Genomic DNA, 24,865 nt, shown 5'->3' on the forward strand with positions numbered 1-24,865 from the left:
GATCGATGAGCTGCTCTGGAATCGCGGGCAGCTCAGGCGGGGGCGCAGACCCTGCTTTTGGTTTGCTTGGCATACATGCTCCTTTGGGTACATGTTATGCCTTGAACACAAAATTTCTGACAGGCTCGGAAGCGGTTGAGCCAGCCGAAGCTGCGCTCAATCACCCAGCGGCGCGGCAACAGCACGAAGCCCTTTTTCGCCTCGGGCAACTTGATGACCTGAAGTTCAATCCCTTCGTCAAGCGCCGCCTGCGCGGGCTCTTCGCCGGTATATCCCTGATCCGCGAACGCCACCTTGACCGTCTGGCCCGTGGCCTGCTGAACCTGACGCGCCAGTTCTCCAACCTGCGCGCGCTCCTGCTCATTGGCCGGCGTCACATGCACCGCGAGCAGTTGTCCCAACGTGTCCACCGCCATATGTACCTTGCTGGCTTTCTTGCGTTTGTATCTGTCGTAGCCTGCGCGTGCGCCGCTTTCGCACGTCGACTGGAGGGTACGGCCATCGAGGATGACCGCGCTGGGTTGACCACGGCGGTCCTGGGCGACCCGGATGATCGAACGCAAATCGCTCACCATAGCCTCGAAGCAGCCCGCCTGAATCCAGCGTTGCGTCTGCTGGTAGACCAGTTCCCACGGCGGAAAGTCATTGGGCGACAAACGCCACGGGGCACCCGCACGTACGATCCAGCGCAGCGCGTTGAACATCTCGCGCAGTTCGTAGCGGCGCTGCGGTGCGTCCTTGTTCATCAAGGTCAGGTACGGAGCGGCGAAGTACCACTCTTCATCCGATACATCCGTTGGGTAGGGCCTGCGTTTTTTCATTCCGCCAGGATACCAGGTCCGACATAAAGTGCCTAACACCCTCTAGGCGAGATTGTCCGGCTAGGAGAGGCGGGTACAGTCCGCTGCAGATAAAGCGCTCAGGCAACAATGAATTGGAGAGCATTCCTCGTAATAGAGTCTGAATGTAGCGTAGGCTCGACCACGAGCGCGGTCGACGGCTGCTGCAGCGAGGGCGGGACTGGAGACCTCATTGCTTGATCGATGCCGTAAGGGGATGGATCATTCAAAGCTCCCGCGAAGGCAACGCGACTAGCGACCTGACGATCAAAAAGCACTCTCAGTCTCCCGATACCTATCGCCGCAAACGGATCAGCAGATCCGCGGCAGTTGCTCGCCCGAAAGCCAGTCGACGATGCGCCGTCCGCCGAATTTCGTTTCGATCTGCACGAAGCTGTGGGCGTCGTCGACCACCTCACCAATGCAAACCGCCGCCGCGCCCAACGGATGTGCGCGCATCGCGGCGAGCAGTTGCGGCGCGTCGGCGCTTGCGCAGATTGCAACTAGCTTGCCTTCGTTGGCGACATAAAGCGGATCGAGGCCGAGCAGCTCACACGCCGCATCGACTTGCGGCAGCACGGGAATTGCGCGCTCCTGAATGTGCATCCCGACACCCGACTGGCTGGCGATCTCGTTGAGGGTCGTGGCCAGTCCGCCGCGAGTCGGATCGCGCAGAACGCGCACACCGGGCGCGACGGCAACCATGTCCGCCACGAGCGTGTGTAGTGCGGCGCTGTCCGAGCGGATCTCCGTGTCGAAGCCCAGGCCCTCACGTTGCGACATGATGGCCACGCCGTGCTCGCCGATAGTGCCCGAGAGCAGCACAACGTCGCCGGGCCGCGCCTGCGCGCCATCAATGTGAATGCCCGAGGGCACGACGCCGATCCCGGTCGTGGTGATGAACACGGCATCGCCCTTACCGCGCTCGACGACCTTAGTGTCGCCCGTCACGATCGGAGCGCTGCAAGCGCGCGACGCAGCAGCCATTGACTCGACGATGCGGAGCAGATCCGCCATCGGGAGGCCCTCCTCCAGGATGAAGCTCGCGCTGAGATACGAAGGCCGTGCGCCCGCCATCGCGATGTCGTTGACGGTGCCGTGCACGGCGAGGCTGCCGATGTCGCCGCCGGGAAAGAAAAGCGGCGAGACGACGTGCGCGTCGGTGGTCATCACGATGCGCTCGCCGGGCCCGGGCGCGAGATGCGCGAAGGTGGCCTGGTCGTTGCCTTGGCGCAGCCATTCGTTATCGAAGCTCGCGACGAACAGCTCGCGGGTCAATTGCGCCGATGCGCGGCCACCCGCGCCGTGGCCCATGTCGATGCGGCCGTCGCGAAAGTCTAGGGGCCGCACGTAGGCGGGCTTCACCGGGGATGTGTGGACTGGGCTCATGCTTCGACGACTCGAATGTCCTTCGAGCGACCATAGGAATAGTGCGCGGCGCAAGAGCCTTCGCTGGACACCATGCACGAGCCCATGGGATTCTCGGGCGTGCAGACCGTGCCGAACATTGTGCAGTCGCGCGGGTGTTTTAGACCTCGCAGGATCGCCCCGCACTCGCATTTGAGGTGATCGGCGACCGGGCGGTAGACGAGTTCATAGCGGACCTCGGCGTCGTAGCGCGCGTACTTCGGGCGAATGCGCAGCCCGCTCAATGGGACCTCGCCCAGGCCGCGCCACTCGAACGACTCCCGCGTTTCGAACACCTCCTGTATGAGCGCCTGCGCGGCGGCGTTGCCCGCGCGTGTGACAGCGCGCGTGAACTCGTTCTCGACCTCCGCGCGACCATCGTTGACTTGACGCACCAGCATGAGGATCGCCTGCAGCACGTCGAGCGGCTCGAACCCGGCAATCACGACCGGCTTGCGATACCTCTGCGCGAACGCCTCGTAAGACGCCGAGCCGATCACAACACTCACGTGCGCGGGACCGACAAAGCCGTCGAGCAGCACCGCGTTCCCGTCGGCGGACGGCTCGGCGAGCAGATGTGTCATCGCCGCGGGCGTGAGTACATGGCAGCACAGCACGCTAAAGTTCTCCGCGCCGCAGTCTGCCGCTTCCCTCACGACGAGCGCGGTAGGCGGCGCAGTGGTCTCGAAGCCGATTGCAAAAAAGACGACCTCGCGTTCCGGATGCTCGCGCGCGATGCGCAGCGCGTCGTGCGGAGAATACACAAGGCGGATGTCCGCCCCGCGCGCCTTGGCGCGCTGGAGCGATAGACCGCACGAGGCAGGCACGCGTATCGTGTCGCCATACGTGCAGAGGATCACGTCGTGTTCGAGCGCGAGGCGAATCGCGAGATCGATGCGCCCGATCGGCAACACGCAAACTGGGCAGCCGGGACCGTGGATCATAAACACGTTACCGGGTAGAAGATCGGCCACGCCGAAGCGGGAAATGGCGTGCGTGTGACCGCCGCAGAACTCCATGAAGTGATAGCGGCGTTCGGTCAGCGTCTCCGCCTGAATGCGCCCAGAAATGCGCGCGGCGAGTTCGTCGTCGCGGAATTCGTCGACGTACTTCATTGCGCCGTTCCCGACTGGACGATGGGTGTGTCGCCGAGCGACCGAGCGACCTCGCTGAACAGCGCGAGCGTGCGCTCGGCCTCTTCGGGATCGATCATGCCAAGCGCGAAGCCGACATGCACGACCACGAAGTCCCCTAGGCGCACGTCGGGTACGAGCGCGAGTGAGACCGTCTTTCGAACGCCCCCGAGCTCGACGACGCCTGTTTCGGCGTCGGACCGGTCGATGAGCTGTGCCGGCATTGCTAGACACATGGACTGACTCCTCTTGCGGTCGTAGGCATCGACAACATCTGCGGACCATATGCGGCAACCCAAGCCTGGCCAAGCGCTAGCCCGGCGTCGCCGCAGGGCACCGTGTCGGGCATGAGGGTGCGCACGCCGTGCGCGGCGAGCGACTCCCGTATATGCGCAGTGAGCAGCCGGTTATCAAAGCAGCCGCCGCCAAACAGAACGGCGCGCCCCTGCGCGGCAAGCGCGGCCCATTGGGCGAGCGCCTTGGCCAGCGCAACATGAAAGACGGCCGCGCCGCACGCGGCTTCGCCGGCGTCCGCGAGCATGAGCAACTTGACGAGGAGCGGACGAAGGTCGAGCTCGCCGTTGTCCGCGATGCGCCACAGGCCCGCCACATCGGGGGCCTCGTGCGCGACGAGGTAGCCGCTCGCGAGCCTTTCGAGCGCGATGGCCGCCTCGGATTCGGCGCGCTGGCGCAGGCACACGCCGAGCAGTCCCGCCGCCGCATCGAACCAGCGACCCGCACCGGTGCTAGGCGGGCAATTGAGGCCGCGCGCGAGCATGACGCCGACCGTGCGCGCCGCGGTCGCGCCCACGGCGGCCGAGAGTCGCGGCCCGATTTCGGCGCTGCGCCCGAGCGCGTGCAGGGCGGCGGCGGCCATTCGCCAAGGCTCGCGCGCCGCGACGTCGCCACCGGGTAGCGCGAGTGGCGTGAGACTGCCGAGGCGCCGCCAGCAGGCGGGCGCCACCTCCAGCAGCTCACCGCCCCATGCGGCGCCGTCCGTGCCGAAGCCCACGCCGTCGAGCGCGAGGCCGATCACGGGCTCGCGCAGCCCATGCTCGGCCGCAACCGCGCCAATATGCGCGTGATGATGCTGGACGCCGACGGTCGGCACGCCAAGCCGCTCACCCAATTCGAGCGCGACGCGCGTGCTGTAGAAGTCGGGATGCAGATCGTGCGCGATCATGCGCACGGGCTGCCCCGCGCGCTCGGCGCTCTCAACAAGCGCCGCCACCGATGTGTCGAGCGCCACACAGTGCTCCGGATCGTCGAGATCGCCGTGTAGCATCGACCAGTGAACGTCGCCGCCGATGCACAGGCACGCAGCGTTCTTCAGCCATGCGCCGGTGGCGAGCACCGTCCGTTCGCCGAGGGTATGGGGTAGGTTCTGCACACGCGCCGTCATGCCTCGCCTCCGGCGCGATGCTTTCGCGCACGCTGCGCCGCAAGGTTGCTCTCCAGCACGCCAATGCGCTCGGCAATCGAGTCGCGCGCACTCGTGATCCAGTCGAGCCACGCATCGAGGCCTTCGCCGGTCGTGGCCGAGAGCCAGATCACTTCGAGGAACGGATTCACGCGGCGCGCATACGCGATGCACTGCTCGACGTCGAAGTGTACATAAGGCAGCAAGTCGATCTTGTTGACGATCATGAGGCGCGCGGCGGCGAACATGTCGGGATACTTGAGCGGCTTATCTTCGCCCTCCGTTACCGAGACGATCACGACCTTCGCCTCCTCGCCGAGGTCCCAGAGCGCGGGGCAGACGAGATTGCCTACGTTCTCGATGAAGAGCACGCTGCACGGGGCGTCGTGCGTGAGCGGTACGTATTCACGCTCGTGCTTTTGGTCATGGTAAAGGCGATGATCGTGCAACGGAAGCCGTCCGAAGGCCGCGGCGATCATCGCGGCGTCGAGATGGCAGCCCTTTCCCGTGTTCACCTGGATCGCTGGCGCACCGGCCGCGCGGATGCGCTCGGCGTCGTTTGCCGTCTGCTGGTCGCCCTCAATCACACCGATGGGCAAGCTGGGTATGCGCTCGCGCAGCGCGGCGATCGACGCACACAGCAGGGTCGTTTTCCCCGAGCCCGGGCTCGACACTAGATTGAGCGCACGCACGCCATGCTGCGCGAAGTGCCGCCGGTTGACGGCGGCATGGCGATTGTTTTCGCCTAGCACGTCGTGCTCGAGCTTGATGGTGCGGCCCTGGTCTAGGCCGGGCACCGTGAGGCCCGCGGGCCCGAGGCCGTAGTGCAGGTCTTTGCCCGGTGGCGTCCGGTGGGAGTGGGAATGAGTGTCGGACTGGCCCTGCGCATACGCGCACTCGCGCCGCTGAGGGGTGTTTTGCCGATCGCCTGTGGTGGTGCACCCGCATCCTATGCACATGTTGCTTCTCCTTGCGCTAATCCGATGATTGTCAGGCATCGTCGACGATCAGATCGACGATGCGCAACTCTGTGCCGCCGTTCGGCTGGAGCCAGTAGCCGCCGCAGTGCGCGCAGGGGGCGCCCCGCGTGGCCAGCGCCACGGTCGCGTTGCAGTTCATGCACCACGCGCTTCCCGAAGGTTCGTCGATCTCGACGCGTGCGCTGCAAAGGCAGGTGCCGGGCGCGATCGCTTCGAGGGCGAAGCGCAGCGTCTCGACATCGACGCCAGCGAGGCGTCCGACTTCAAGCCTCAGCACCTTCACGCGGACAAAGCTCTCACGCTCGGCTGCCGCTTCGACCAACGCAAGCACGCCGCCGGCCAGACTTACTTCATGCATACCTTGGCTTCCATTCAGCTCAGTATTCGGGGCCTTGTCTCGATCCTTGTGCTCACGCGCCGTCCGTGTCGACCACATAGGCGACACAGGGATCGAACGCGCCCATCCACGCGCCTACGCGCGCGGCGAACGTTCCATCGCCGCACGCCGGATCCAGTCGCGACAAGGCTTGCGCGAGCGTGCCTTGGCCGTGGAAGTTCCACTCAGTCGGCGCGACCACGCGATAGTCCTCGATGCGCGCCGCATCGCCTGGCGCGAGGCGCACCCAATGGAGCAGCACGCCGCGCGACATCTCGCACCAGCCGAGCGCCTCGCCGGGCGCGCACGTTCGCGCGCCAAAGCGAAGCGCACTTGGCCCGTCGTCGCCCGCTGCCAGCCGCGCCACCTCCGCGACGCGCGCGCCAATCCGCAGCCAAGGCGTGTCGTATTCCAGCGCGCGCGGATCGTCGCTACGTGTCCACACGCCGGTCTCCGCGGGCAGGCCGCGTTGTACGGGCGCGTGCGCGAACACCGGACTCTCGGCAATCGCCGCGGCCAGTTCGCTTAACCGCGTTTCGTCGATGATGAGCGGCCGCGGCGTAGCGCGCATCGTATCGGCGTGCGCGCGGCAGGCTGCCAGCAACCGGGCCGGGAACGTCGCGGCTCGTGCGCACCACGCCGCTAAGCAGCCACGCGGATCGTCCGTCCAGTGCGCGAGCCACTTTTGCGCAGGCATGCCCAGAACGTGCCGCTCCAGCCAGTCGGAGGAGTCAACCGACTCGACGTCGGGCAGCGTATGCGGCGCGGCGGCGGCCAGCCGCACCGGCCAGTCGGTCCACATGCAGCGAAGATGCACGGCGAGCGTCTCACGCATGAGCATTGCGGCATGAGCGGCGTTGGTCACATCGTCGCGTTTGTGCTCCACTGAAGCGCCCGCTGCGCCGACGGCAAGTTCTGCGCAGAGCCTATGCGCGAGTCCGCACAACGAGAACAGCGCCGACAGCCGCGCCGCAGCAGTTGCTACCGGTTGCCCGCGCAGCAGCGCGGCGGCCAGTGGTGGACGCCCGCCCGCAATGCTGTCGTGCCGGCCGGGGCGCACCCGGTACTGTGCGGCCAATGCTGCCAGCATCGCCGCGGTCATGGAGCGCTCCCGAACGCGGCCGGCCGCAGCAGGAGCGCATGACGCGACACGCATGGGACACCGCCCGATGTGGCGCTCTTCTGTCTGGGGAATTCGAGCATCGGCAAAAAGAGCGAGCAGCACGCATAGGCTCCGACGTCTTGCGCGTGCGCGCCGAGCCATTTGAAATCGACGTCGCCAACGCGCAAGTGCGCTTTGCCGGCCGGCCGCGGACATTCCACCGAGTCCCGCACCGCGCCGGGTAACGAGAGGGGCCTCATGGACCATGGCGTGATCGGCATCCCGAACCAACCGCATCGGGCCCCGGTCTCGCCGGGCACCGGCTCAAAGCCGGTCCCCTCGATACGCAAGGCGAGTTTCACGACCGGCATGTCAGGCATCGTACTGGTTGCGGCCGTTTCGAAGTGCGCTACAAGCCTAGCCACCCTTGGATCGCCGTGTATGACCTTTCGCTGGATTGCACGCACGGTCAATCCGCGTCCCACAAGAAAAATGACCTGATCCGGCGCGCGGCCATAAACGCGGCAGCGCCAGTGTGCCTGAAGCGCCGCGAACCTCGCGTGCGGAGGAATCTGCAAGACCGGATCGCCTTGTTCGGGATGGTGGATCCACCAGCAGAACTTGCATTCGAGGCACGTGTGCGTCGCGATTGGGCTGCTGGCGCCGAGATGGCAGCCCTCGAATTGCTTCGTTCGCTCGTCCATCGTCACACCTCACCCATCCAGTTGATCAACTGGGTCAAGCGCTCGCGCGAATCCGCGAGGTCTTCCGGCGCGGCGCGCACGACCTCTGGCAGATCGGTGATCTCGATCGTGTTCAGGATCATCATGTCCTGCGAGTTGAAATATGCAACACGCCAGCAGTTCGCGATCGCCGTGCTGCCCACCCGGCAATTTCCGTAGCCGCGCGACAAGATCTGCACCGCGCCTTCGCCCAGCACGGCGTCGATCAGTTGCTGATCCCCCGGCGACAATGGCAGGAGCGTAAGGTTGACGATGTGGGGCGCATGCCCGGCGCGCCAGCGCGCGGCGGAATCGCGTACTTCGCTCAGGATCGACGGCGCGTTCATCACGTCGAGCGGCAGCATGTCCGGCAACGGCATCATCGGCTGCGCCGGGTCTTTGGGCTGGGCAAGCATCGCGGGGGCCGCGCCGATCTCGAGCCGGTCGACCGGGCGCGCGCCATTCCGCTCGACTACGCGCCACAGGCCGGCAAACACAGTCTCTTGGATCAGCCCGCCGCTCCGCTGCGCGCCGTCGACGTGCGCGCTGACCTCGCCCTCGCCCAGCACGTCGTTGAGAACGCGCAGCGTTGCTCGATCGTACGGCGTCAGATCGATGGCTTCGGACGGCGTACCAGGTTCGTATGCCGCCAGTACGCCTAATACGTTGCGAAGCACGCCGCGCGCGCCGTCGAGTGCCCGCGCATTGCAGCGCTCAGGCAGCGTCGGCGCCACATAGATGCGCATGCCTTGCGGCATCGGCAGATAGTCGAGCACCGCATCGCTCTCGGCTTGGTTTCCCGGGCGGAAAGGCGCGACGGGAATGGGAAATGGACTCATGGACACGATCAACAACCCCAAAGATTGATCGACAATTCGTGACAGCCGGGCGAAGCGCCGACGGTGCGGCCGGGAATGCCGACCCATGGCGTCCGCGTAGTCGGCTGCCCGAGCGCATGTGCGACGTTTGCCACGTAGTCATTCCAGTCCGTCATACTGGAGAGCCTTGTGACATAAGCGCCGGCGTGCAGCCACAGCAACGTGGACCACGGCCACCGCCACACGCGGCGCGCGAGCTCGGGCAGCACCACGGCCACGTCGAGGAAGTCGGGAAAGCGCGTCCCGGCAGCCGTGAGCAGCGCTACACATTCGCCGGCGTCCGCAACCCAATCGCCTACCTTTCGTTCGTCCACGGACACGGCGTGTCTGCCATCAGTTAGCCGCTGCACCACGGACGTCGCGTCAAGCGAGGTACCGTTCGTATTTGTCATGGCGATTCCTCGGAGGACCCGTGACGGCCATGCGCCGGTTGCGCGTTGGAGGTCAACCGGGTCAAATCGTCCACGCCGAGCGCGGACGGCAATTCAAAATTCGGGCTCGCTCGGGCCATGGCGGCATCTCCCTCCAGCGCCAGTTCCACGAGCGAGAGCGTCGCGTCGATTTCTGCCGCGCGTGTCCCGTCGAGCTTCTCGCGCGCCGTGTCGAGAAAAACCAGCAGCCATTCACCGGCGCTGCATGGACCAACTAGCGAAGTGTCGATCCGGCGGTGGCCGCTGCGTCCGTGGCACAGCGCCCGCAAGCCCTGCACCTCGACCACCCGCATCGGCACGCCTATACACACGACGACGGCTTCTTGCGGCGCATGCGCAGCAGCACGCGCTCGTCGCCGGTGCGGCACGCATCGGCCTCGCTGGGCCGCTCGCCTTCGTAGCGCGAAAGCGCGAGATGCGGCAGCGTGACCGCATCGTCGGCATGTAACGGGGTGTGGCGCGGCGTGGGCTCTCCGCCCCATGCGGCAAGGCGCTCGAGGCCAAGTTCGAGCGCGCGCTCGAGCGATGCTTTAATGGTGGGTCGCAGGCTGCCACCGAAATCGGCCACTTCGTCCGGCTGGCAGCCGATCAGCAGCACGCGGCGTGGATACCGGCCTGTCAGGCGCGCGAGCATTAGTACCTCCTGGAAGCCGGTCTGGTGCAGGCTCATCTTGCGCACGCCGAGGAACGCCGGTACGTCGTCATCCTCAACGATCTTCAGCGTGCCCGGCGCGAGACCGTAATCGACCGCGTCGAAAATGAGCAGACTGTCGGCCGCCTGGACGTACTGGACCAGACACAGCCCTTGCGTGCCGCCGTCTATGAGGCTCACGTGCGGGGCAAACTCGAAGTGCTGCTCAAGCGCCTCGATACAGCGCACGCCAAAACCCTCGTCGGCCCACAGCAAGTTGCCGATGCCGAGTACGACGATGGCAGGCACGCCGGTTTTTGGGCAAGTCAGCATTGCAACCTCACTTCCTGAAGGTACGGTAGCCCGATATCATCGTGCCGACCATGTTCTGGCGGGCCATGATGTCTTCGCGGATCGCCATATAGACATGCACGATGACGAACATCATGATCGCCCACATGCCGAGGCGATGCCACGTGTGCACGGCCTGCGACTGGCCGATCAGCGTGGATACCTGACCAAACGCAATCTGCTGCCAAGAGCCGGCCTGCGCGCCTTCGCCATACAGTGCGAAACCGGTCACGATCATGAAGAGTGAGATCAGCAAGAACACGAAAAACATCGCAAATCGCGATAACGGATTGTGCCCGCTGAACTGGCGCGGCGTGGGCCCGAGGAACGAGTAGTAACGCAGCATGGTGAGCATGTCCATCCAGTACTCGCGCGAGAATACCGGCACCCAGAACATTTCGCGCGCATGGCGATTGCCGACAATCGCCCAATACGCGCGGCCCGCAAGCCCGATTGCGAACAGGTAGGCCGCGGTGAAATGCACAAAGCGGATATAGCCCATCAGAAAATTCGCGCTCGCCTCGCCGGGCTGTGTGAGAAGCGGGGCGCCGATAAGATAGCCGGTCAACGCCAGCACGACGATCGACACTGCGTTGATCCAGTGCCAGACGCGTACCGGAGCTTCGTACACGTAAATTGCCTCGGTGGACGAAACAAAGTCAGCCGCCTTTTCGCATCGAGAATACGATTGCATCGTCATCATCCTTTCCTGCCGCGCGGCGCCGGCGAGCGCAGGCGCTGTGGCGGTCTGGTGGGGTTATCGCACAGTCACGGCGGTCATTTCCGCACCGTCCGCGTTCATCACGTGCGTCGAGCAAGCCATGCAAGGGTCGAACGAGTGCAGCGAGCGCAGGATCTCGACGGGCTGCTCGACGTTCGCCACGGGCATGTCCATGAGGCTCGCTTCGAACGCGCCGATCTGCCCTTTCGCGTCGCGCGGGCTGCCGTTCCAAGTGCTCGGAACGACGCACTGGTAGTTCTCAATGCGACCGTCCCTGATCCTGATCCAGTGGCCGAGCGCGCCGCGCGGCGCGGCGACCGCGCCCACGCCCTTCGCCTCGGCTGGCCACGTCGAAGGGTCCCACTTGTCCAGGTTCACGGTCGAGGTATCGCCGTTGCGGATGTTTTGTAAGAGGCTTTGCCAGTCGTCCGCCATCATCTCGGAGCAATACTCCGCTTCGAGCGCGCGGGCGAGCGTGCGGCCGATGGTGGTCGGCAGCAGTTGCTTCACGCCAAGCGAGCTTTCCGGCAAGCCGAGCAGCTTTGGCATGCCCTGGTTCACGGCAAGGAGGGAGGCCTCAATCTGTTCCTTGATACGGCCGCAATGCGGATTGCTCTGCTCCGCGTGTGCGTAGCCGAGGATGTAGCGCGCGAGCGGTCCGACTTCCATCGCGTGCCCCTGCCAGCGCGGCGACTTGATCCACGAGTACTTTGCGCTCTCGTCGATCGACTCGATTGCGGTGCGCGTGCCCTTCGTGTTGGGTCCGAGCTCGTAGTGCGGTTCGGTAATGCCGTCCCAAGGATGCAGCCCGCGGTAGTTGTCAGGGTATTGATACCAGGAGTGGGCGACAAATTCCTGCACTTGCTCGGGGTCGCGCGGATCAACTGGCAGGAGCGTATTCCAGTCGCCGTTGATGATGGCTCCGCCCGGCATCTGGTTGGTGGATGGGTTGTAGTTGACGAGCGGATACGCGCCGTAGTCCATCACGTTGGTCGCGGCCAGGCCGCCGCCATGCAACCAGCCGCGTGCTTTGTAAATCGTGCCGATTGCAAGCAGATCGGGTACATAGACGTTGCGGCAGAAGGTGATCGCATCGTCGATGAGCGACTTGACGAAGTTTAGGCGCTCGATGTTGATGGGTGCGCCGGCCGCTAGGTCGCTGCCGATATTGATCGCGCAAGGCACGCCCCCTACGAGGTAGTTCGGGTGCGGATTCTTGCCGCCGAAGATCGCGTGGATCTTGACCCACTCCTTTTGCATGTCGAGCGCTTCGAGGTAGTGCGTCACGGCCATCAGATTCGCTTCTGGCGGCAGCACGTACGCGGAGTTGCCCCAGTAGCCGTTCATGAACGGACCGAGCTGGCCGCTTTCGATGAACTTGCGTAGACGCGTCTGCACATTGCGGAAATAGCCCTGTGACGACATCGGATGCTTGGGCGAGATGCGCTGTTGCAACTCGGACGTTAACTTGGGGTCGGCCTTGAGCGCCGACAACACGTCGACCCAGTCGAGCGAGTGCAGGTGATAGAAGTGCACCACGTGGTCGTGCACTTGCAATGTCTTCGACATGATCTCGCGGATCAGGTGCGCGTTGGGCGGAATGCGGATGTCGAGCGCGTCCTCGACGGCGCGCACGGAGGCGAGCCCGTGACATCCCGTGCATACGCCGCAGATACGCTCGACGAACGCCCATGCGTCGCGCGGGTCGCGCCCCTTGAGAATGACTTCAAGGCCACGCCACATGGTGCCGCTGGAAACGGCGTTGCGGATCACGTTGTTCGAATCAACGTTGACCTCGACGCGCATATGGCCTTCGATGCGTGTGACTGGATCGACGACGATCCGGCGTCCGTTCCTACCGAGCTGAAATCCTGGGTTCGAAATGGCTGTCATGGTTGCTTTTCTTTTGCGGCTTCCTGTGCTTGTCGGCTGCACCCCGACGCGAGGCGTAGCTATTGGCCGTCGCGGTCGTCCATAGAGTCCTGCTTCGACCTGGCGTGCTGAATTGCCGAAGCGGCTGCATGCGCAGCAGTGGCGGCGCCCACCACGACGGCCGCGGTAGCGCCGATCTTGTCGGCGTTCGCTTCGACTCCGAACTGATCGATCCGGGTGAGCCGATCGTAGAGGGAGCCCTTGTCCCAGAATCCTTCCTCAGAGCAGCCGATGCAGCCGTGGCCCGCCTGAATGGGGAAGCTCGTGCCGCCGTTCCAACGCACGGTCGAGCAGGCGTTGTAGGTCGTCGGGCCCCTGCAGCCGACCTTGTAGAGGCAGTAGCCGCGCCGTGCCGCTTCGTCGTCCCACGACTCGACGAACTGGCCCGCGTCGAAATGCGGACGGCGGTAGCACTTGTCGTGAATGCGCTGGCTGTAAAACATTTTCGGACGGCCTTGGCGATCCAACTCCGGTATCCGGTCGAACGTGAGCATGTAGGTGACGACGCCCGTCATCACCTCGGCGATCGGGGGACAGCCGGGCACCTTGATGATCGCCTTGTCGGTGATCACCTTGTGGATTGGCACCGCCTGCGTCGGGTTCGGCGTGGCCGTCTGCACGCAGCCCCACGACGCGCACGACCCCCACGAGATCACAGCCTTCGCGTCCTTCGACACACGGCGCAACTGATCGACGAATGGCTTGCCGCCGATAATGCAGCTCATACCGTCTTGATTCAGCGGCGGATTGCCTTCGACGGCGAGGATGTAGTTGCCACGGTACTTCTCCATCACGTTTTCGAGGATCGCCTCGGCCTGGTGTCCCGCGGCAGCCATCAAGAGGTCGTCGTAGTCGAGCGAGATCATTGAAAGCACGACGTCCTTCGCCAGCGGGTGCGCCGAGCGGATGAACGACTCTGAGCAGCAGGTGCATTCGAGTCCATGTAGCCAGAGCACCGGCGTGCGCAGTTTGGTCTCCATTGCGTGGACAATCTTCGGCATGAACGCAGGCCCGAGGCCGAGCGACGTTGTCGTCAGCGAGCAGAATTTGAGGAAGCTACGGCGCGAGATCCCTTGGCGTCGCATGACTTCATAAAACGTTTCGATCACTATGTGGTCCCTTGATGGCGTTCGGCCCCGCGAAGCTGGCATACGACCGCGTCTTCGGCGTCTCGCTGTCGGTGAAGCGTTTTGAAAATAACAAGATTCGTGCCGACCTTGGCGTCGCGGCTCCCTAACGAAAAAAATGTTCCGCGGCGCTTCCCATAATTGAGGCGGAAGCGGGAAGGACCACGTGCTGCGCCGACAAAACCTTCTCATAGTGGCGACGGGCCGTTCGTCTGACAAAGGTCAGCCAGTACGGCATCTTCAGAGAACGAAGCAAAATATCTGGGAGGAGGTTCACGAATCAACCTATGCGCCACCTTTTCGCACGGCGTGAAACTGGAAAAATTGCCGAGAAAGCTCGATAAATTCTTCGAGTGCCCTGTCTTGTTTGTCCAATTCTCGACGACATATGTCGGCGTTGTCACGTTACGGCTAGGCTGAAAAAGTCGCCGAATTTGCGACGTGTCGGCATTGTGGAGGTGTTCAGGTCGTGACGCCGACCATACTCCAGATACACCTCGGCTTTTGGGGCGCCTTTCGTCCATTACGGACGCACTTGTGCCATCAATCGCGTGCCCGACAGGTAGAGATTGGCGCGCGCCAAAGCTATGAAGCCAGGTTCGTACTCTGCGCTAACCGTGGTAGGCACCTTCGTGAAACCCCACATCGATTGGCCACTGCGAAGACATGCTCCACGCGTGCGCGGATCCTCGACTTGTGGCAGTTCTCGCCGCGCTGCACCGTATTGACTTCACACGCGCGGTGGGTGTGCTGCTTTGCTGTGGATTAGCCTTCTGGCTGGCGTAAGCGCTGTTAGCGTAGACCTTCCGCTCCTGGCCGTGTAGCAATTGCGGCAGTGGAAGCTTTTCATGCACGTTGGCCGGTACTACGCTGTGCACCGGGCCACTCTTGCTATCCTCGTCGATGTATAGCTTCGCGCCGAAGTACCATTGCTAGTCTTGCGCGTCTGGTGCATTTGGGGGAGCGCGAATTCTGTTCATTCTTCCTCGAACTTTGGCGCACCGATGATGTTGGCATCCACGACCGTGACGCTCTGGAGTTTCATGCCGCTCGCCACTTGGCCCGACTTCGGCAATCAATTTCTCACCCAGCTTGAGGGTTTCAAAAAGACGACGAAATTTCAGCAGTGCGGTGGCAGTCTGGTACTGCCTTCCAATCCAGACTCTCGCAAAGCGACGCAGCCTAGCACTAACGTAAAGAGCGTCTTCACAAGCGAAATCGGCCAGGTTGAAGCAGTGCCGGATAGAATGAAGGCGCAGCATTCGCTCCCGGTCAATCGGCGGGCGGCCATTGCCGCACCTCGGATAATACGGCTCGACCACCGCGCAAAGCTCAGCCCACACGACGAAACTGCATTCATCGCGAGAAACTTATCGCGTCGCGTCCGTTTGTGGTGTGTCTCGAAAGCAGCACCTTCAGCGGCCGTCGATAGCGTCGGCGGCTTCATCCTGTTCTGTCCTCCGGATCCACCCCGATCTACGCTCGCAGTACCTCTGCGGTCGACTTGATCAGCGTTGCGTGAAGTATCATTCTTGCGCTGGGAGATGTTGCATGTCCGACAACGTCGGAGATGCAACACTGCGGTTGCCCCGACAACGGAGAATTAAGGCGGCGGTTATCTCGCAACGACCGCTTAACTTCGCCCGACGCTTATCAACTCGATGCTCGTTGTGCGCTTGTGTGCAGAGTGTGGCCGTGCTGGACTAAACGATCAAAGCTCCTTTACGGCGGAAGTCACTCATCGTCCTGGACCTCGACAACTGCCGGCTTACCATCTCAATGCAGTGTCGCGGTAGGGCGCTGCGTTGCGGTAAGATTCACCCCCGCATCTTGATAGCGCCGCCACGGTGCCCAAACGCTGTCGTCACCCAGTGGATGCGGCCATGCTGTGTATGCGGTGGTACATGTCCTACTCGCTATACCTGCGCAATTTTGGTTCCCCTTTCGCTCCGCCGCGGCTCTCAGATTTGTCGCCTCGATCGCCAAGAAAGCAACGCCGCGGATTGGCATTGATCTTGCGTTCCCAAGGGGCCCGGTGGAGTGCGCATCGTGCCGGGAAGACGCATCGCCCATTCCAAAAGGAGGCATCACGATGGCGTTACTGGAACGAGCCGCATGGTATGACATTGCACGTGCCACCAACTGGACCCCAAGATATGTGACGGAGTCGGAGCTCTTTCCCGATCTCATGTCTGGGGCGCAAGGCATTCCCATGGCGAGTTGGGAAACCTACGACGAGCCCTACAAGACGTCGTATCCCGAGTATGTGCGCATCCAGCGTGAGAAGGATGCTGGCGCATATTCAGTCAAGGAGGCACTTGAGCGTAGCCGCATGTTCGAGGACGCCGATCCGGGGTGGCTCTCCATTCTGAAGGCGCACTACGGGGCAATTGCGCTCGGCGAATATGCGGCGATGAGCGCCGAGGCCCGAATGGTACGTTTCGGCCGTGCGCCCGGCATGCGCAATATGGCCACCTTCGGCATGCTCGACGAGAATCGTCATGGTCAGTTGCAGCTTTACTTCCCTCACGACTACTGTCCCAAGGATCGGCAGTTCGATTGGGCCCACAAGGCGTATCACACCAACGCGTGGGGTGCGATTGCCGCGCGCAGCGCGTTCGATGACCTGTTCATGTCGCGCAGTGCGATCGAAATCGCAGTCATGCTAACCTTCGCGTTCGAGACGGGTTTTACCAACATGCAGTTTCTCGGCCTCGCGGCCAATGCCGCCGAAGCGGGCGACTTCACTTTTGCAAGCCTGATTTCCAGCATTCAGACAGATGAGTCGCGCCATGCGCAAATCGGGGGTCCCGCGTTGCAGATCCTGATCGCCAACGGCCGTAAAGAGCATGCTCAAAAGCTCGTTGATGTCGCCATCGCGCGCGCGTGGCGTCTGTTCTGCCTGCTCACGGGCTCCTCGATGGATTACGCCACGCCACTCGTGCATCGCAAGCAGTCGTTCAAGGAATTCATGCGGGAATGGATCGTAGGTCAGTTCGAACGCACCCTGATCGACCTCGGACTCGACCTGCCATGGTACTGGGAACAGATCGTTAGCGAGTTCGACTACCAGCACCATGCGTACCAATTGGCTATCTGGTTCTGGCGGCCTACCGTGTGGTGGAATCCTGCTGCCGGCATTACACCTGAGTGCCGCGACTGGCTCGAAGAAAAATATCCCGGCTGGAACGACACGTTCGGCAAAGTGTGGGATGTCATAATCGATAACCTGCTTGCCGGCAAGCCTGAGCTCACCGTTCCCGAGACGCTGCCGATCGTCTGCAACATGAGCCAGTTGCCCATCTGCGCGATCCCTGGCAATGGCTGGAATGTAAAGGACTATCCGCTCGACTACAACGGCCGCACGTATCACTTCAACTCGGAAATTGATCGCTGGGTGTTCCAGCAGGACCCCGTTCGCTACCGCAATCACCTCGCGCTCGTTGATCGCTTACTGGCTGGGCAGATCCAGCCACCCGACCTGAGGGGTGCGTTGAAGTACATGGAACTCGCACCGGGCGAAATTGGCGATGACGCGCACCATTACGCGTGGGTCAAGGCGTACTGCGACAAGCTTTACGAAGAAAAGGCTGCATGAGCGGCGATTCAATGGAGGGCGATATGGCTCTTGTCCCTGTGATTTCCAATTTTCAGTACGACTTTGTATTGCAACTCGTAACCGTGGATACCGACAATTCCATGGACGAGATCGCCGCCGCAGCATCTCATCATTCGGTGGGCCGGCGAGTAGCGCCTCAACCCGACAAGGTGATCCGCGTGCGCCGCCAAGGTAGCAAGCAGTTCTATCCGCGCAACGCGAAACTCGCCGAGACCGACATCAAGCCGATGGAAACGCTGGAATTCATCTTTTGCGATGATTGAGGGCGACATGAAATTTCGGAAAGTTTGCACTCTCGATGACCTGTGGGAAGCGGAGATGACCGAGGTGGAAGTGGATGGCCACGTGATCGTGTTGGTACGTCCCGAAGGCGGCGAGCCGCGCGGCTTTCAGGGCATTTGTCCGCACCACGACATTCGGCTCGTTGAAGGAAAATTCGATGGCCGCGTGCTGACGTGCCGGGCTCATCAGTGGACCTTCGACGCAAATACGGGCAAAGGAATCAATCCGGGTGACTGTCGTCTCGCCGAATATGCCGTGAAGCTCCAAGGCGACGATCTTCTGATTGCCGTAGAAGGCGTTCATGCGCTCTTTGCCCATTCCTGAGTCCGCAGGGGAACACAGCATGATCGTTGACAAGACCGCCGAAGCTTACCGTAACAACCGCGTGGGTCCCGTGCTTCGCGCGAGCAGCATCACGGCCGGCGTCATCGAAGCCGCGCACGAGGACAACCCCGGCAAGGTGATCCGCGTGGACGACAAGCTCGCATATGTACGCATCGACGCGGACGGCGAACTGATCCTATGCCGCGCGACGTTGGAGGAAGCGCTGGGTCGGCCGTTCAGGATGTCCGAACTCGAAGTCAATCTCAGCTCGTTCGCGGGCCGCATCGAGACGACCGACGAGTATGTGCGTTTCTACTACGAAAAGACGCTTTAAGGAAGGTCTGTCGAAGTCCTGGCATTGACGCCCGTTCAGCTATCTTGGAAGCATCGCGAATTAATTGGGTAGAAGTGTATTGTCGCAGTTCCCTGGATCTTTCAACCACGTGGAAGTCCGAATCTTCTCGAGGCGATGCGGCGTGTTGTGCCTTGGTCGGAGCTGATTTGTGCTGATCGAGCCGCATTTATCCGCGAGGCAAAAACGGACGACCACTTTTCCCGGTCGCGACGATGCCGCAAATTCGGTTTATGCAGCACAGGTTCGCTCTGTCGGACCCTGCAATGGAAGAGGCGCTGTATCGCGAGTTCCGGGGTCTCGACGGCGGCATCGTGCACTGGACCAGAGCGATCATCTGGACGCTATACACGATCACATCGACCGGCTCAAGGCAGAGACCCGTGCCAAGGTTAAACATCCCTTTCCCATCATCAAGCGACAGTTCGGCTATACGAGGGCCCGATATATGGGTTTGGTGAAAAAATGCTGTCCAGACGACGCGGTCTGCTCTGAGCGATTTATGGATGTTGCGCAGAGCTTTGCGAAACGCTGAAGATCTGGCCGGTGCGGTCATGTGTTTCACCGGCACGGCACCTGATGGGTGACTCTGCTGGGAAATCTCAACACAAGAATGTCGTGGCCGTTCAGACTGCGATGAGTGTGGAGTCACCGCTGCGAAAACGACCTCTGCAGACCTTTTCTTAACTGGAGACAATCATGACAGAAGTCCTCAAGCCACTGAAAACATGGAGCCATCTGGCGGCCCGGCGGCGCAAGCCAAGCGAGTACGAGATCGTCACGACCAATCTGCACTATACGACCGACAATCCCGATGCGCCGTTCGAGCTCGATCCGAACTTCGAAATGGCGCAATGGTTCAAGCGAAACCGCAATGCATCCCCGCTGACTCGGCCCGACTGGAATGCGTTCCGCGATCCTGACGAGCTCGTCTACCGCACCTACAACATGCTCCAGGACGGGCAGGAAACGTATGTCTTCGGGCTGCTAGACCAGTTCTCCGCACGCGGTCACGACAGCATGCTCGCACACACTTGGGCGGGTACGCTCGCGCGCCACTACACGCCCGCCCGCTTCCTGTTCCATGCACTGCAAATGGGCTCGGCGTATCTGACCCAGATGGCGCCCGCTTCCACGATCTCAAACTGCGCCGCTTACCAGACAGCGGACACGCTGCGCTGGCTCACTCACACGGCGTATCGCACCAAAGAGCTGTCGCAGACGTTCGGCGACCTCGGCTTCGGCACTGACGAGCGGCACTACTGGGAGGACGATCCGGCATGGCAGGGCTGGCGCAATCTCGTCGAGCACGCACTCACAGCATGGGACTGGGCGGAGAGCTTCGCCGCGCTGAACCTCGTCGCGCGCCCGGCGGTGGAAGAAACCGTTTTGCGAAGCCTCGGAGTGGCTGCGCGGCACAACGGCGATACGCTGCTCGGCCTCATCACCGATGCGCAGTTGATCGACGCCCAGCGCCATCGGCGTTGGGCCGCCGAACTCGTTCGCATGGCGCTCGAGGAGCAAAAGAACCGCGCGGTGCTGACGGCTTGGGTGAGCAAGTGGGAGCCGCTCGCCGACAAAGCTATCGCGGCGTGGTGCATTGCTCTCCCCGACGCACCGGACGCCAGCGCGCGCGCGCAAAACGCCACGCGCGAGTTCAGGCGCGCCGTCGGTATATGAGTGTCGGCACGAGCCGGCGGAGCATCGAAAGCGACGTGCTTGAGTTGTCCCCATCGACGATTGCTTCGTCGTCTGTACCGACGAATGTGGGCGCCGAGAAGTCTCTACCGCAGATTCAGTCCTTGATGGTGGTCAAGACACATTCAAGCAGATGAAAATCAATCGAGAAGAGCCTGATATTCTGTAGGCAACTGAGCCGATCTCGCCGGAGCAACGGGTTGCCGGACCGGGAGCATTCTGACGCGCACCACATCCGGCGCGCTTTTTTGACCCACTATGCGATCTCTGTCGCAAGATCGTGAAGGCGCCGCCTTCGTGTCCGGATCGCGCACACTGGAGCTTCATCATGCTGAACCGGGAACAGATTGCCGCAATCCAAAACGTAACGGTAGGTTACCTCTTTGATCTCGGCGACAAGACAGTGGAGAGCGTCGGGAAACTGGCTGCATTGAACAATCAATGGACCTGCACGACGCTTGTCGATATGTTCGAACTGGTGCAAAAGTCGCTATCGTCGAAGGAGCACCGGGACTGGCTCGCGCTTCAAGACAACTTCGCTGAGCGGATGACCGAGAGGGTGCTGACGTATAGCCGTCAGGCGGTCGACATCGTGTTGGTAACACAGGCCGAGTTCGCACGAATTGTGCAGGTGCAAGGTAGCGCCTGCCGCCGTCAGGTGCAGACGATGGTGGAGGACGTCGCCAAGAATGTTCCAGTCACGAGCGCTTTGAATTCCGCGATTTCGGCTGCCGATTCTCTATGCGAAAGCCTACGGAGTGCTGGTCGGCAAGAAGTTGAAGTCGCAAAAAGTAACCTTGAGGTCGGCGCGGAGGCGTCGAAGAGCACCAAACCTGTAGCTACAAATAAAACTAGCAATTAACGGGATTGCGTCCGCAAGAACGCTTGGTTATATTGACGAGGAGTCGAGATTCGTGCGCGTAGTACCTTGTCCTCCTTGTCCTAATTCTCGCGTGCCATCTTCGTGTGGATCCAGTGCGGAGTTATGTCGGCGCCATTTGCCAGAACATCTACTGCGTCAAGTTCGGCAAACGCTTATATGCACGGCCACTCGACAGAGCGCCCTGACGTGAATGGTCCGCGCCGACGAGTCAGGTCTTTTTGGTGTCGGGGGCCAGACTCCACAGCCCTTGCTGCCAAAGATCCCTCGTGGTTGCTACATAGTCGCGTGACATGATCAGATATGACGCTGCTAGTTCGGTGCAGTCACGCGCAGCCACAGCAACATCGCAAATGGCTTGCACTGCTGCAATGTCGCGCCTAATACGCTGTAACCTCAGATCGCAATTTCGTTTCAGGGTTTCGTGGTAGCTCGCCTGCATTTGCAGGGCGAGCGTGAGAGTTGCAGCGCACAGATTGAGCGATGTAATGGGTTGTACTGTCATGGCGGATTCTTAAATGTGAAGACGCGGCCGACGCCTATGGGTCTTGAGCGAACGTTTGCCACGAACGGTGCATTTAGTATAGCCGTATCCGTCAAAAGCGCGCTTAACATGTGTCAATCAGGGGCGAGATACCGTTGGCGCCTCGAGACAATGCCGCACTGTGAAGCAGCTTGGGGACGCCTGTTCAAGCTCAAGGTGCTTAAATCTGGCCTAATCGGGTTGTTTCCTGCTGGAGTCTGCTGGGACGGTGCGAGCCGTCGGCCAATGCGGCGGCGCCAGACTGCGCAGAACTCGGCCGCCCCCGAGAGCGTTACGCAAGATCCCGCGCGCCGCTGTTCAAGGGGTGGCAATGCAACGCTAGTTCCAAACGTCGAGCATGATGTCCAACCCTCGTAAGGCACAAGCTCAACCAGCCAGACGCTGGTTTTCGTACCGCTTCGCGAATTGCTAGCGCCTTGGACGTCCTTAAAGCGGGCGCGAGTGTCAGTGGCCCGACAGCGCGCGAACCGTTCGCACGCGCACTTTTGGGCGGCCTGCTCGACGCCTTGCCGATGCACGTCGACACCTACCTCGACGCGGTACGGTGTAAGCGCACTTCAGCTCAAAGTTCCGCCATGACTCATGCCATTCCACACGGGCGCGTTCGCGATGCCCGGACATGGCGGAATGCCCCGACGAGGTTCCGGCTAGCTCTACGCAACTGATGACGCCCTATATTTTTCTTGATCAACTGGGAGGACCTTCACCTCGCGTTGCCAGACCAAGATGGAGATGCTATCGGATGTTGATGAGTTTATGCATCTGCAATGATACGCGCCAGCCGTAGCGTTGCGCGGCCCGAATGCAGATATCCGTGGCGCGAGACGACAGGCTCAGCGGCTGCAACCAGATCGGTATGTCTCGCGCTTGGTGGAGCGGGTCAAGTTTCTCGAGCACCATGCCAACGTCGCGCTGCTTGCCGATCGCGCATTTGAGCTCGTTGGCTCGCCACAGTGCTTCATCTAGCACCGTGCGGCCACCGGGCATGGCGTACTTGGGGCTGACGGTGACGAAAGTGCTTGGCGTCACGAGCGGTATGTAAGTGCCGGAGGTTTCGACCTGGACCCGGTGATGCCACGCTTCGAGCTTCGTGATCAGCGGGCGCAGATCGTAGATGCACGGTTCGCCGCCCGTGATGACCACGTGCTCAGCATCTGACGCCCGCACTATATCGGCTAACGTCTGTACGCCGTACCACGCATAGCTGTCGCACGGTGACGCTTCTTTCAGACGCATCGCGCCCACGCTGATCGCGCGCTCCGGGACCATTTCCCACGTATGCTTGCTGTCGCACCACGGACAACCGACTGGACACCCCTGCAGGCGGATGAACACCGACGGTGTGCCGGTGAAGCTGGCTTCGCCCTGCAACGATTCAAAAATCTCGTTGACGGGATAGATGTCAACGGGCGGCACAGTTAGCGCCGGTACGTCACAGTGCATTTGCGCGTCTCCTCGATTCGCACTTCGACCAACCGGACGCTGGTTCCCTGCAAGATATCAGGGCCGAGCTCGGTTACCAGCCACTGCGCCACGTTTTCAGCGGTCGGATTGAAGGGCACGCCGACCACCGACGGATCGAGGTCGCGCAAGCCGACATAGAACGGATCTTCGATCCACAGCAACATGCGGTGATCCCAGTGATCCTCGAGCCAATTGCAAAGCAGTGTCTTGATCGCCCCGAAGTCGATGACGCGCCCGAGATCGTCGAGTGAGGAAGCTTCGCAATCAAAATGAACGCGGTAGTTGTGCCCATGCAGGTTCTTGCACTTGCCTTCATGTCCCACTAGGCGGTGACCGCATGAGATGTCGTGGTAACGCTCGGCGTGTAGCATTGTCATAACCCTTGTCCTCGTGCAATGGGCAGAAAGTCTTCCGATGCGGCGTCGCGATCGCGAGGAGCCACGCATCGCAATGATGGTCTGACATTAGCCGGTCGTAGACGTGCGTCGTGTAGGTGCGGAAGCGCAGATGAGCTGCTTCCTAGGCAGGCAGCGTGTTGTGCATTTTCGGCTTAGGTACACCAGTCAGTAGCGCGAAGGGATAGGGCACCAAGCCTTCGTTCGTCGCGGGCAGATGTAACAAGTCATCAGCGGCGCTCGAACGTCAGGTCTACCAGCCGGTGGCCAATGATGCCGTCCATGGCGGCATGTTCGGTATATGGTCGAAGCCGACAAGAGAACCTCATTGTGTTTGCGCGCGCTGGGAAGCGCTACGCGGTGCCAGTCGTGCACAAACGCGAAAACGCAACAAGCTAAGGTCTTATATAGTACTTCATGGTCCACATGGAATTTTCTGGTTGCAATTGGCCTACGCTTTTTTCTATTGTGGCAGGCGCAATCACATACGCCTTGATGAATGTCAACCTGCGCGTCCGACGCTGTATTACTTCCGGCAAATGGGACTCCGGGCGCCGGCATTCGTGCCGGTTCCATTCGACATGAAGAACGTGCGTCAGGCTGAGATGCGCATCCAGCATCCACGCCGACACGACCCTCACTACGCCTAGGCTGGCCTCAACGTGCACCACGCGACCGCCGCTCCGCTCTTCGACGTCTCGTACCTTGACGCGACGCCCATACAGGGGATGTCAACGGTAATGGACTTCAACTTCTTGCCCGATATGGGCAGAATGATCGCGAACTTGCTATCGGCGTAACTGGTTGTTCGCCGGCTCGCTGCGAGCAGGCCAACGCGCTGCCGCCATCATGGGCCTGTTGCGCTCACCACAACTCAATGGGCACGAGCCGCACGCCTATCTGAAAGATGTCCTCACGTGACTGCCGACCCACAAGGCCAGCGATATCGCGGCATTACTACCGCATCGCTGGCGACCGACCGCGACCAGCCACTAGTTAATCCGTCAAGGCGGCTTGGCTAGCCGCTTACGAATGCTCGCATCCGACCTGGTGATTCCCTGATCGCATCGGATCGACGGACGATCAGCGCCTTATGCACGTAACCATTGCTGGCGAAGTGGCGGTCCAGACTGGGTAAGCGGCTCATGACGGCCATTCTCGACGGCTGAGCGAACCGGTTGGTAGTTTAGTTCCCGCTAAATAATTTGGTGGGAACTAAAGTGGACGAGACATTGAATCGGATCGCGAAGGTCAAGC

24 protein-coding genes and 5 pseudogenes are annotated in these 24,865 nt (G+C 61.7%); 9 read left to right on the plus strand and 20 right to left on the minus strand.

Going from position 1 to position 24,865, the window contains the following annotated elements:
- Positions 1–125 precede the first annotated feature (125 nt).
- From ACLFKU_RS38295 to ACLFKU_RS38375, 17 genes and pseudogenes are all read right to left on the minus strand, one after another.
- Positions 126–821, minus strand: a pseudogene (locus tag ACLFKU_RS38295) (IS5 family transposase); the annotation flags it as partial.
- Positions 822–1,151: 330 nt separating this feature from the next.
- Positions 1,152–2,228, minus strand: coding sequence for a hydrogenase expression/formation protein HypE (hypE, locus tag ACLFKU_RS38300; RefSeq protein ID WP_410842535.1), 1,077 nt, complete (start codon positions 2,226–2,228; stop codon positions 1,152–1,154).
- A complete protein-coding gene (gene hypD / locus ACLFKU_RS38305; RefSeq protein ID WP_410852656.1) occupies positions 2,225–3,361 on the minus strand; it encodes a hydrogenase formation protein HypD in 1,137 nt (378 codons plus the stop codon). Before hypD ends, hypE begins: the two co-directional genes overlap by 4 nt.
- Positions 3,358–3,615 (minus strand): HypC/HybG/HupF family hydrogenase formation chaperone, encoded by a 258-nt coding sequence (locus ACLFKU_RS38310; RefSeq protein WP_368586326.1) that lies wholly within the window; start codon positions 3,613–3,615, stop codon positions 3,358–3,360. The genes hypD and ACLFKU_RS38310 overlap by 4 nt, the downstream gene beginning before the upstream one ends.
- Positions 3,606–4,781, minus strand: a complete 1,176-nt coding sequence (locus ACLFKU_RS38315; protein ID WP_410852657.1) for a carbamoyltransferase HypF — start codon at positions 4,779–4,781, stop codon at positions 3,606–3,608. The genes ACLFKU_RS38310 and ACLFKU_RS38315 overlap by 10 nt, the downstream gene beginning before the upstream one ends.
- Positions 4,778–5,758, minus strand: coding sequence for a hydrogenase nickel incorporation protein HypB (gene hypB, locus ACLFKU_RS38320; RefSeq protein WP_410852658.1), 981 nt, complete (start codon positions 5,756–5,758; stop codon positions 4,778–4,780). The genes ACLFKU_RS38315 and hypB overlap by 4 nt, the downstream gene beginning before the upstream one ends.
- A gap of 31 nt (positions 5,759–5,789) precedes the next feature.
- On the minus strand, positions 5,790–6,137 hold the full coding sequence (locus tag ACLFKU_RS38325; RefSeq protein WP_018435798.1) for a hydrogenase maturation nickel metallochaperone HypA: 348 nt from the start codon (positions 6,135–6,137) through the stop codon (positions 5,790–5,792).
- Between the two features lie 52 nt (positions 6,138–6,189).
- Positions 6,190–7,257, minus strand: coding sequence for a nickel-dependent hydrogenase large subunit (locus ACLFKU_RS38330; RefSeq protein ID WP_176112233.1), 1,068 nt, complete (start codon positions 7,255–7,257; stop codon positions 6,190–6,192).
- Complete coding sequence (gene hybE, locus ACLFKU_RS38335; protein ID WP_410852668.1) at positions 7,254–7,961, minus strand: [NiFe]-hydrogenase assembly chaperone HybE; 708 nt, start codon at positions 7,959–7,961, stop codon at positions 7,254–7,256. The genes ACLFKU_RS38330 and hybE overlap by 4 nt, the downstream gene beginning before the upstream one ends.
- Positions 7,962–7,963: 2 nt before the next feature.
- Entirely contained in the window at positions 7,964–8,818 is an 855-nt protein-coding gene (locus tag ACLFKU_RS38340; RefSeq protein WP_368586332.1) for a hydrogenase expression/formation protein, read from the minus strand.
- An 8-nt stretch (positions 8,819–8,826) separates the two neighbouring features.
- Entirely contained in the window at positions 8,827–9,249 is a 423-nt protein-coding gene (locus ACLFKU_RS38345) for a hydrogenase (RefSeq protein ID WP_410852659.1), read from the minus strand.
- Complete coding sequence (locus tag ACLFKU_RS38350) at positions 9,246–9,581, minus strand: HypC/HybG/HupF family hydrogenase formation chaperone (RefSeq protein WP_368586334.1); 336 nt, start codon at positions 9,579–9,581, stop codon at positions 9,246–9,248. The genes ACLFKU_RS38345 and ACLFKU_RS38350 overlap by 4 nt, the downstream gene beginning before the upstream one ends.
- Before the next feature lie 8 nt (positions 9,582–9,589).
- Positions 9,590–10,252: a HyaD/HybD family hydrogenase maturation endopeptidase gene (locus tag ACLFKU_RS38355; protein WP_410852660.1), complete on the minus strand. Its 663-nt coding sequence runs from the start codon at positions 10,250–10,252 to the stop codon at positions 9,590–9,592.
- A 7-nt stretch (positions 10,253–10,259) separates the two neighbouring features.
- Positions 10,260–10,970 (minus strand): Ni/Fe-hydrogenase, b-type cytochrome subunit, encoded by a 711-nt coding sequence (gene cybH, locus ACLFKU_RS38360; RefSeq protein ID WP_410852661.1) that lies wholly within the window; start codon positions 10,968–10,970, stop codon positions 10,260–10,262.
- A 57-nt stretch (positions 10,971–11,027) separates the two neighbouring features.
- A complete protein-coding gene (locus tag ACLFKU_RS38365) occupies positions 11,028–12,884 on the minus strand; it encodes a nickel-dependent hydrogenase large subunit (protein ID WP_410852662.1) in 1,857 nt (618 codons plus the stop codon).
- Between the two features lie 59 nt (positions 12,885–12,943).
- Entirely contained in the window at positions 12,944–14,029 is a 1,086-nt protein-coding gene (locus ACLFKU_RS38370) for a hydrogenase small subunit (RefSeq protein ID WP_410852669.1), read from the minus strand.
- 544 nt (positions 14,030–14,573) lie between these two features.
- Positions 14,574–15,497 (minus strand): annotated as a pseudogene (locus tag ACLFKU_RS38375) (IS5 family transposase).
- Between the two features lie 645 nt (positions 15,498–16,142).
- Here ACLFKU_RS38375 and ACLFKU_RS38380 point away from each other — a divergent pair.
- From ACLFKU_RS38380 to phaP, 8 genes and pseudogenes are all read left to right on the plus strand, one after another.
- Positions 16,143–17,648 (plus strand): toluene monooxygenase, encoded by a 1,506-nt coding sequence (locus ACLFKU_RS38380; RefSeq protein ID WP_410852670.1) that lies wholly within the window; start codon positions 16,143–16,145, stop codon positions 17,646–17,648.
- A gap of 23 nt (positions 17,649–17,671) precedes the next feature.
- The gene (locus ACLFKU_RS38385) at positions 17,672–17,932 is read left to right on the plus strand and encodes a toluene-4-monooxygenase system B family protein (protein ID WP_013094441.1); all 261 of its coding nucleotides are present in this window, start codon (positions 17,672–17,674) and stop codon (positions 17,930–17,932) included.
- A 7-nt stretch (positions 17,933–17,939) separates the two neighbouring features.
- Entirely contained in the window at positions 17,940–18,275 is a 336-nt protein-coding gene (locus ACLFKU_RS38390) for a Rieske 2Fe-2S domain-containing protein (RefSeq protein WP_176112225.1), read from the plus strand.
- A 19-nt stretch (positions 18,276–18,294) separates the two neighbouring features.
- Entirely contained in the window at positions 18,295–18,609 is a 315-nt protein-coding gene (locus tag ACLFKU_RS38395) for an MmoB/DmpM family protein (RefSeq protein WP_013094443.1), read from the plus strand.
- 78 nt (positions 18,610–18,687) lie between these two features.
- A pseudogene (locus ACLFKU_RS38400) lies at positions 18,688–18,929 on the plus strand (IS5/IS1182 family transposase); the annotation flags it as partial.
- Between the two features lie 62 nt (positions 18,930–18,991).
- Positions 18,992–19,214: pseudogene (locus ACLFKU_RS38405) on the plus strand (hypothetical protein); the annotation flags it as partial.
- Between the two features lie 112 nt (positions 19,215–19,326).
- Positions 19,327–20,307, plus strand: coding sequence for an aromatic/alkene monooxygenase hydroxylase subunit beta (locus ACLFKU_RS38410; protein ID WP_410852663.1), 981 nt, complete (start codon positions 19,327–19,329; stop codon positions 20,305–20,307).
- Between the two features lie 346 nt (positions 20,308–20,653).
- On the plus strand, positions 20,654–21,187 hold the full coding sequence (gene phaP, locus ACLFKU_RS38415) for a TIGR01841 family phasin (protein WP_410852664.1): 534 nt from the start codon (positions 20,654–20,656) through the stop codon (positions 21,185–21,187).
- Between the two features lie 229 nt (positions 21,188–21,416).
- On the opposite strand, the gene ACLFKU_RS38420 is transcribed toward phaP, so the two are convergent.
- The 3 genes from ACLFKU_RS38420 to ACLFKU_RS38430 all read right to left on the minus strand — a co-directional run bounded on the left by ACLFKU_RS38420 (position 21,417) and on the right by ACLFKU_RS38430 (position 23,590).
- On the minus strand, positions 21,417–21,710 hold the full coding sequence (locus ACLFKU_RS38420; RefSeq protein ID WP_410852665.1) for a hypothetical protein: 294 nt from the start codon (positions 21,708–21,710) through the stop codon (positions 21,417–21,419).
- Between the two features lie 774 nt (positions 21,711–22,484).
- Positions 22,485–23,120 (minus strand): 7-carboxy-7-deazaguanine synthase QueE, encoded by a 636-nt coding sequence (gene queE, locus ACLFKU_RS38425; protein WP_410852666.1) that lies wholly within the window; start codon positions 23,118–23,120, stop codon positions 22,485–22,487.
- 47 nt (positions 23,121–23,167) lie between these two features.
- Positions 23,168–23,590 carry a 6-pyruvoyl trahydropterin synthase family protein gene (locus ACLFKU_RS38430; protein ID WP_410852667.1) on the minus strand — a complete coding sequence of 141 codons (423 nt, stop codon included), beginning with the start codon at positions 23,588–23,590 and terminating at the stop codon, positions 23,168–23,170.
- Positions 23,591–24,400: 810 nt separating this feature from the next.
- On the opposite strand from ACLFKU_RS38430, the pseudogene ACLFKU_RS38435 reads away from it, so the two are divergent.
- Positions 24,401–24,604, plus strand: a pseudogene (locus ACLFKU_RS38435) (transposase domain-containing protein); the annotation flags it as partial.
- Positions 24,605–24,865 lie beyond the last annotated feature (261 nt).

This window comes from Paraburkholderia sp. EG304 (genome assembly GCF_046543485.1).
Taxonomy (GTDB): domain Bacteria; phylum Pseudomonadota; class Gammaproteobacteria; order Burkholderiales; family Burkholderiaceae; genus Paraburkholderia; species Paraburkholderia youngii.

Bases quoted from the DNA above. Each gene is read 5' to 3' on its own strand.
- ACLFKU_RS38390 (WP_176112225.1), top strand. From the start codon at position 17,940: ATGAAATTTCGGAAAGTTTGCACTCTCGATGACCTGTGGGAAGCGGAG.
- hypD (WP_410852656.1), bottom strand. From the start codon at position 3,361: ATGAAGTACGTCGACGAATTCCGCGACGACGAACTCGCCGCGCGCATT.
- hybE (WP_410852668.1), bottom strand. From the start codon at position 7,961: ATGGACGAGCGAACGAAGCAATTCGAGGGCTGCCATCTCGGCGCCAGC.
- ACLFKU_RS38310 (WP_368586326.1), bottom strand. From the start codon at position 3,615: ATGTGTCTAGCAATGCCGGCACAGCTCATCGACCGGTCCGACGCCGAA.
- ACLFKU_RS38410 (WP_410852663.1), top strand. From the start codon at position 19,327: ATGACAGAAGTCCTCAAGCCACTGAAAACATGGAGCCATCTGGCGGCC.
- ACLFKU_RS38325 (WP_018435798.1), bottom strand. From the start codon at position 6,137: ATGCATGAAGTAAGTCTGGCCGGCGGCGTGCTTGCGTTGGTCGAAGCG.
- ACLFKU_RS38330 (WP_176112233.1), bottom strand. From the start codon at position 7,257: ATGACCGCGGCGATGCTGGCAGCATTGGCCGCACAGTACCGGGTGCGC.
- ACLFKU_RS38385 (WP_013094441.1), top strand. From the start codon at position 17,672: ATGGCTCTTGTCCCTGTGATTTCCAATTTTCAGTACGACTTTGTATTG.
- cybH (WP_410852661.1), bottom strand. From the start codon at position 10,970: ATGACGATGCAATCGTATTCTCGATGCGAAAAGGCGGCTGACTTTGTT.
- ACLFKU_RS38420 (WP_410852665.1), bottom strand. From the start codon at position 21,710: ATGACAGTACAACCCATTACATCGCTCAATCTGTGCGCTGCAACTCTC.
- ACLFKU_RS38395 (WP_013094443.1), top strand. From the start codon at position 18,295: ATGATCGTTGACAAGACCGCCGAAGCTTACCGTAACAACCGCGTGGGT.
- ACLFKU_RS38345 (WP_410852659.1), bottom strand. From the start codon at position 9,249: ATGACAAATACGAACGGTACCTCGCTTGACGCGACGTCCGTGGTGCAG.
- ACLFKU_RS38350 (WP_368586334.1), bottom strand. From the start codon at position 9,581: ATGCGGGTGGTCGAGGTGCAGGGCTTGCGGGCGCTGTGCCACGGACGC.
- hypE (WP_410842535.1), bottom strand. From the start codon at position 2,228: ATGAGCCCAGTCCACACATCCCCGGTGAAGCCCGCCTACGTGCGGCCC.
- ACLFKU_RS38315 (WP_410852657.1), bottom strand. From the start codon at position 4,781: ATGACGGCGCGTGTGCAGAACCTACCCCATACCCTCGGCGAACGGACG.
- ACLFKU_RS38355 (WP_410852660.1), bottom strand. From the start codon at position 10,252: ATGCTGACTTGCCCAAAAACCGGCGTGCCTGCCATCGTCGTACTCGGC.
- ACLFKU_RS38340 (WP_368586332.1), bottom strand. From the start codon at position 8,818: ATGAGTCCATTTCCCATTCCCGTCGCGCCTTTCCGCCCGGGAAACCAA.
- ACLFKU_RS38365 (WP_410852662.1), bottom strand. From the start codon at position 12,884: ATGACAGCCATTTCGAACCCAGGATTTCAGCTCGGTAGGAACGGACGC.
- hypB (WP_410852658.1), bottom strand. From the start codon at position 5,758: ATGTGCATAGGATGCGGGTGCACCACCACAGGCGATCGGCAAAACACC.
- ACLFKU_RS38430 (WP_410852667.1), bottom strand. From the start codon at position 23,590: ATGACAATGCTACACGCCGAGCGTTACCACGACATCTCATGCGGTCAC.
- ACLFKU_RS38380 (WP_410852670.1), top strand. From the start codon at position 16,143: ATGGCGTTACTGGAACGAGCCGCATGGTATGACATTGCACGTGCCACC.
- phaP (WP_410852664.1), top strand. From the start codon at position 20,654: ATGCTGAACCGGGAACAGATTGCCGCAATCCAAAACGTAACGGTAGGT.